A 4,369-nucleotide genomic window follows, 5' to 3' on the forward strand; every position below is an offset into this window, starting at 1 on the left:
ATCCGATGTTCGTCGCTGCTTTCCGAAGACCACTTGTTGAGCATGCCCTCCGAAACAGGGCGGTCGAGATAGTCCGACATGCGGCGCGCAATGTCGGCGCGCGACCCCTTGCCCTCGTCGCGGCAATCGCGGAGTGCCCGGCTCACCAGGCGCGATATCTGGTTGTCGAGACCGCCTCGGCCGGCGACATCGGCTGCGTAGCCGACCGATACCTTCGGCGGTTCCCATTCGAACAGATCTGCGGTCAGCTGATCGCGGCGGGAGCGGACCATCATGCCCGCCCTTTCAGCCAGCGCTGGATGGCGCCTTCGTGCAGGGTGAAGAAGCGATCCTGTTCGCTCTCCTTCAGCTTGGAAAACTCGCTGGCGACCTTCTCCCACTTCTGCGCGGTTGCCGGTTTGGAGGTCCGGTCAATGACGGCGATCGCTTCGCTGACCGTCTGCGGCGCGTCGGCGGCTGCCATGGTCAGGAGGCGGGCTATAGCGACTTGGCGCTCCGGCGTTTCGGCCGCGAGCTGCAGGAGGTCGGTCTGGCTGTTGGCGACCGCGTGAAGCGAGATGTCCTGGCGGATCGGCTCCGGAATGGTGGCGATCTTGAGCGCGTGGAAAACGCTGCGGCGCGATATGCCGAGCACTGCCTGTGCCGCCTCGGAGAAATTGAGTGCAAACTTTGCACTCAATTCGTCATCCTCGACGATCTCGCGAGACTTCTTGCGTCCGGTTTTGCCGGTGCCGTGCTCGGCGTCGTAGATGTCGCGCCAGTCGGCGATATCCTTCGCGCGATCGAGAACCGACAGCTGTCGCCGGATCAGGTTCTCGGCGATCTCGCGCTTGCGGATCTGGGTTTCGGTGGCGACGTGCTTGGGGTCTTTGACGAACGCCTCGATCTCGTCCAGGCCGAGGCCCGCAACAGCGGCGAGACGATGCCCGCCAAAGATCAGCCGGTATTCATAGCCTTCGGTCTTCTCCGGCACGACCTCGATCGGAACCATGTGACCGTTGCCAGAGTGAATGTCGGCCATGATGGTCGCCACCCAGGCCGGGTCGAGCCGGCGCCGGTTCGCCGGCACCCGAATTTCAGCAATCTTGATTTTGGTAGAAGTCGTCACGTCCGCAGGCCCCCTGATTGAAATCCCCTGTCTGCGCATGCTCTGGCGCTAGACAGCGGCTTCAGGGCGCGCCGGATGCGTTGTCTAAAATGAGTGCAACTTTTGCACTTCCGCTGCGACCGGCGGTGCTGGTAATGTCCACCTCGTCATGACGGCCTCTCGTGTAGAGAGTCGGGAATAGCTCGCGGAAGGGGATATCCAGGGCGGCGGCGATGGCCTCGGCACCTGGACGGCTCAATCCGATGATGCCCTGCCTGCAGGCGCTGGTGTAAAGGCCCGCGTCTTTGGCGATCCCGGTCAGGTTCATGCCACGGCGCCGAAGCTCGGCGTTGATGGCGTGACGGTCCCACACCTGAGGCGTGTTCATGGCGGCTCCACCGATCGTCCGGCCCTTTGCAGAGGTCCGGATGGTTAAAGATTTAAACAACACTAGTCGCGACTAATGTCGCACAATTGGGTGAACAGATCAACGCTCAGGTGCAAATTTTCACGCGTCAGAGTTCGACTATTCACCGGATTGGGCAAAATTGGTCTAAGACGCTGATTTAGCGAGGGTTTCTTGTCCAATGACACAGAAATTGAAACTCTGACGCGCGGTCAGAGTTCGGAGCAAGTGGACACGTCGTTCGCCGAGCGACTGAGAATTGCACTATCGGGCGAATCACCCCACGCCTTCTCAAAGCGGTCGGGGATCGGTGATTCGACGATGCGCAAATACCTGCTGGGGTCCATGCCTGGGCTGGACAATCTGCTGGTGATTGCGGAGGCCGCGAACGTGACCCTGGATTGGCTGGCAGCCGGCAAGGGTCCGATGACGCCGGGCCAGGGCGGCCGAACCTTCATGGTCGCTGGCGGCGCGCCGGAGGGTTTTGTGACCGTCCCGAAGCTTGACATTCGCCCGAGTGCCGGCGCAGGCAGCATCGACCTCTACGAGGAGAGCGAGCCGGATATCTTCGCGTTCCGGGAGGAGTGGCTGCGGCGGATCGGGGTGAGCCCCAAGGCCGCGCGGCTCATGGTTGCCAAGGGCGATTCGATGCGGGAGACCATCAACGACGGCGACCTGATGATTGTCGACGTCTCAATCCGCGAGTTCATCGACGAGGCCATATACGTGCTGGTCTACGGCGGCTTGGTGCGCCTCAAACGCTTGCAAATGCTGCGTTCCGGCTTGTTGCTGCTGAAGAGCGACAATCCGCGTTACCAGACCGAGGAGGTTCCTTTGGCTGAGCAGCCAGAGCTGATCATCGGAGGCCGTGTCCGTTGGGCCGGTGGCGCTATCTAGACGCCATTGACTCTTCACTATCCGTGAACAGAATGAGAACATCCCAACAAAGGAGGTTCTCGTGAATTCCGCCATCGATCTATCAGAACGGCCCGGCGCCACGGAAGTCAGTAGCTTCGTCATCTTGCCGCCATCGGGCGCGTTCCGGGCTGGCGAGGCGCTACGTGCGATTGAAGCCTTCCTGACCGAACGCTTTCCCGGCCTGGCATTCTATGCGAACGCCGACATTCCGCCGTTCGATGGCGACTACAAGCTTGTGCCGATCGTTGGCGTGCCTGGCGATGAGCCCGATTCGATTAGGATGCTCAACAGCCCATCTGATGCGCTGTTGCTGGCCATAGGTGCCGCGCTGAAGCTCTTTAGGCCTGCCGGGTTGGTCGTTAACTGACCATGCGCGACAAACCCTACAAAGGCACCGTCGCTACCCTCGGTGATCTAAGGGATCACGACATGGGCCTTCAGGGTCATTGCCGCGTCCCCAATTGCTCGGGCAGCCGGAAACTGGACCTGGACAAGCTAATCGGGCTGTTTGGCGAGCATTACGTGTATATCAACGACCGAGAGATCGGTCGCCGGTTCATCTGCACCACGTGCGGCCGATCAGGCGGCTCGATCACCGTCATCGCCAACACGAAGCCGACCGGCTGGTCGCCTCCACATTAAATTATGTGTTCGCGGTGATGCCAAACGATCTTGCGCGGTCCGCCGTCCGCCGTCCGGCTTTGATGCCAATTGAAGTTGCGCGGCGGGGTTTCTGGGTTTCCGCCTTTCTGGCCCGCCCGTTCGCCGCAACCCCTTGGTTTTCCGGGCTTCTGGCGGCTCTTCCCGGCCTTTATCACCTTTTCCCAGCATTTGGCCGCTGATGCCATCTGAACTTGCGCGTTACATCATCGCCGGCCAAATCCCCCCGGCGTCGGCGTCGTCAGGATGACGGCGTCGCCGGCCTGCAACATGGTCTGGTCGCAGGCTTTCAGCAGGTCGATCGTGCCGTCCTTGCGGCGGATCTTGGTCGAGCCGACCTCGCCATCGCCGCCTCCGTCCAGCCCCTTGGGAGGACGGTTGCGGTGCGAGGACAGGATCGCGCATTCCATCTTTTCGAGGAAGCGGATGGTGCGTTTGGTGCCATCGCCGGCGCTCCATCTGCCGTTGCCGCCGGAATTTTCCCGAATGTGGAAATCCTCGAGCAGCACGGGAAAGCGCAGTTCCAGCACTTCGGGATCGGTGAGGCGCGAATTGGTCATGTGGGTGTGGACGCCGGAGGTGCCGGCAAAGCCGCGGCCGGAGTTCATCTGGCCGGCCGGCGAGCCGGAGCAGATCGTCTCGTAGTACTGGTACGTCTTGTTGCCGAAGGTCAGGTTGTTCATCGTGCCTTGGGCGTTGGCCATGGCGCCCATGGCGCCGAACAGCGCGTTGGTGACATGCTGCGAGGTCTCGACATTGCCGGCGACGACGGCGGCGGGGTAGGCGGGTTTCAGCATGCAGCCATCGGGAATGATGATGTTGATGGGCCGCAGGCACCCGGCATTCATCGGGATCATATCCTCGACCATGACGCGGAAGGCGTAGAGCACGGCGGCGCGGGCCACCGGCTCGGGCGCGTTGAAATTGTTCTTCATCACCGGCGAGGTGCCGGTGAAGTCTACCGTCGCCTCGCGCTTTTGCCGGTCGACCGTGATCTTCACCTTGATGATCTGGCCGGTGTCGGTCGGGTATTCGTACTCAGAACTATCCGGCAGCCGCTCTAGCACGCGGCGCACGCTTTCGGCGGCATTGTCCTGGACATGGCCCATATAGGCCTCGACGACATCGAGGCCGAAATGGGCGACCATCTTGCGCAGTTCGGCTACGCCCTTCTCGTTGGCGGCGATCTGCGCCTTGAGGTCGGCGATGTTCTGGTGCGGATTGCGGGCCGGATAGCGGTGATCGGTGAGCAGCGTTTCCAGCTCCTTCTCGCGGACGCGGCCACGGTCGACGATGCG

The 4,369-nt window shown here is 61.8% G+C and carries 6 protein-coding genes and 1 pseudogene; 3 read left to right on the top strand and 4 right to left on the bottom strand.

What is annotated here, in order from left to right; genetic code table 11:
• The 3 genes and pseudogenes from EN932_RS30250 to EN932_RS30260 form a co-directional block, all read right to left on the bottom strand.
• Window positions 1-275: pseudogene (locus EN932_RS30250) on the bottom strand (hypothetical protein); the annotation flags it as partial.
• Entirely contained in the window at window positions 272-1,108 is an 837-nt protein-coding gene (locus EN932_RS30255) for a ParB N-terminal domain-containing protein (protein ID WP_164890690.1), read from the bottom strand. The pseudogene EN932_RS30250 and the gene EN932_RS30255, both read right to left, overlap by 4 nt.
• A 61-nt stretch (window positions 1,109-1,169) precedes the next feature.
• Window positions 1,170-1,475 carry a helix-turn-helix domain-containing protein gene (locus tag EN932_RS30260; protein WP_128369300.1) on the bottom strand — a complete coding sequence of 102 codons (306 nt, stop codon included), beginning with the start codon at window positions 1,473-1,475 and terminating at the stop codon, window positions 1,170-1,172.
• A 192-nt stretch (window positions 1,476-1,667) separates the two neighbouring features.
• Between EN932_RS30260 and EN932_RS39195 the strand changes: the two genes are divergently transcribed.
• The 3 genes from EN932_RS39195 to EN932_RS30275 all read left to right on the top strand — a co-directional run bounded on the left by EN932_RS39195 (window position 1,668) and on the right by EN932_RS30275 (window position 3,053).
• Entirely contained in the window at window positions 1,668-2,390 is a 723-nt protein-coding gene (locus tag EN932_RS39195) for a S24 family peptidase (protein WP_128369301.1), read from the top strand.
• A 61-nt stretch (window positions 2,391-2,451) separates the two neighbouring features.
• Window positions 2,452-2,778 carry a hypothetical protein gene (locus tag EN932_RS30270; RefSeq protein WP_128369302.1) on the top strand — a complete coding sequence of 109 codons (327 nt, stop codon included), beginning with the start codon at window positions 2,452-2,454 and terminating at the stop codon, window positions 2,776-2,778.
• 2 nt (window positions 2,779-2,780) lie between these two features.
• Complete coding sequence (locus EN932_RS30275; protein WP_128369303.1) at window positions 2,781-3,053, top strand: hypothetical protein; 273 nt, start codon at window positions 2,781-2,783, stop codon at window positions 3,051-3,053.
• 224 nt (window positions 3,054-3,277) lie between these two features.
• Here the strand turns inward: EN932_RS30275 and EN932_RS30280 are convergent.
• On the bottom strand, window positions 3,278-4,369 hold a 1,092-nt coding region (locus EN932_RS30280; protein ID WP_206618976.1), incomplete at its 5' end, for a hydantoinase B/oxoprolinase family protein.

It is taken from the genome of Mesorhizobium sp. M7A.F.Ca.US.002.01.1.1 (assembly GCF_004022955.1).
In the GTDB taxonomy this organism is placed as follows: domain Bacteria; phylum Pseudomonadota; class Alphaproteobacteria; order Rhizobiales; family Rhizobiaceae; genus Mesorhizobium; species Mesorhizobium ciceri.